The organism is Actinomadura sp. BRA 177, assembly GCF_013372625.1.
Classification (GTDB): domain Bacteria; phylum Actinomycetota; class Actinomycetes; order Streptosporangiales; family Streptosporangiaceae; genus Spirillospora.
On sequence record NZ_JABXFD010000644.1, the window covers coordinates 1 to 1743 of the forward strand.

Here is a 1743-nt window from a genome sequence, read left to right on the forward strand (position 1 = left end):
GCGCCGGCAGGTCCGGCAGGCAGGGCCAGCAGCCGGCCGCGGCGCTGCTCGCGCTCCCCGGCCGCCTTCTCCCTCGCCCGCGCGTAGCCGTGCGCCGCCGCGGACGCGAGCGCGTCCAGGTAGGCGAAGTTCGCCTCCGCGAGCAGGCTGACCAGCGCGCGGGGCCGGCCGAGCCGCTCGGCCTCGACCGCGAGGTGCCGCCAGGCGATCCGCGACCCGACCCGCATCGCGTTCTGCAGGTGCTCCAGGCTGCGGCCCTCGACGGCCTCGCCGTAGCCGACGTCGAAGTAGACCTGGTACACCTCCTTCCACGAGGTGTCGGGGTCGGCGATCATCTGCACGAAGTGCTCCATCGCCTGCGCGACCGCGGCCTCGGCCACCCGCCAGTAGGCCGCGTCGCCCGGCCGGTCGTACTCGGGGACGTGCCGCAGCACGCCCTTGACCATCACGCCGAGCAGGTCCGGCAGGCGGGGCCGCATCCAGCGCGCCTCCTCCGCCGGGACGTCCCGCCACGGCTCCTCCGTCAGGCCCTCCAGGACCGGTGATGCGGAGTGCGCGTCCTCGTGCGCCGCGGTCACGGTGCCACCTCCCGCTCGCCCCTCGCTTGAGCGCCATGTCCGGGCGGTCGGGCGTCCCGGTCGTCCCAACCTAGGCGCGGTGTGTGAGCCGCGACACTCAGCCGCCTTCACCGTGCGGGGCCGTATTTGTCAGCCCGCTGACAAGCGCCGGAATTCCGGGCGGACGGCGCATGCCGCCTGGACGGCCGGGTAACCGCCTCAGCACGCGGCGGGTGCGGAATCCCGCCGGGGGGATCGGGGGACGGGGCCCGGTCCGGCGGACGTGAGCGGAACCGCCGGGCCGGGCCCCGCCGCATGGCCGCATTCTGCCACTTATTTGTGGGCAACCTCACAGGTCCGGTTGTATCCGTCCCGATTTGAACAATATTGTGAAAATATATCTTGTGCGACGGCCGCGGTAAAACGCGCCGAGGAGCGCGGCGAAACACGGGCCTATCCGTCCGCATTGCGGCCGGGTGACGTGCGCGGTCTGTCCTCCCGGCCGCCGGCCCGCCCCCTGCAAGTGGACCCTGACATGCGGTTTCCAGGCGGGGGCGGCCTCGCGCGGAGCGTGCCCGGGGGACGCCGGGTTACCTGACTGGGCAGCCCGGCGTGGCCCGGACTGCCCAGGGGTGCAGTTCAGCGATGCGCATTTCTGTAGCAAGATGACGGCCGTCCGCTCGGCTGATCCGCCCTTCCGAGAAGGGCCTCCGGTGTCGTTTTCGGTAGGCGGGGCCGAGGAACCCGGGGCCGGTAATTGGAGGGAGCGCGCATGACCGCGTCCGTTATCGAGCGATTCCGCGAGCTGGTCGTCGACGAGTCCGATTCCTTCTACTTCGACCACCCGCTCGACCATGTGCCGGGCATGCTGCTGTTCAGCGGCCTGCTGGAGCTGGCCGTCCGCGCCGACGGGCTGCGGGCGCGCGGGCGGCGGCCGGGACGGGTCGTCGCCGGCCTCGGCTTCACCCGGTTCTGCGAGCTGGACCGGGGCACGACGCTGTCCTGCCGCCCCTTCCCGGGCCGGAACCGCGCCTGGGCGGTCGCCGCGCGGCAGGCCGGCCGGGAGGTGTGCGGCGGCTCCATCGCGTTCGCCGACGCCGGCCCGGGAAGGGGCGGCAGGACAGCCGCTGGCGCGTATCCACATCTGACCCTGGCGCCGAAAAGGACAAGGCACAGCGCGTCGAGG

The 1743-nt window shown here is 72.9% G+C and carries 1 protein-coding gene and 1 pseudogene; one reads left to right on the forward strand and one right to left on the reverse strand.

The window, feature by feature from the left end:
- Positions 1-578, reverse strand: a pseudogene (locus HUX53_RS35905) (PucR family transcriptional regulator); the annotation flags it as partial.
- A 751-nt stretch (positions 579-1329) separates the two neighbouring features.
- On the opposite strand from HUX53_RS35905, the gene HUX53_RS35910 reads away from it, so the two are divergent.
- The coding region (locus HUX53_RS35910) for an AfsA-related hotdog domain-containing protein (RefSeq protein ID WP_303623194.1) at positions 1330-1743 on the forward strand (414 nt) is incomplete at its 3' end.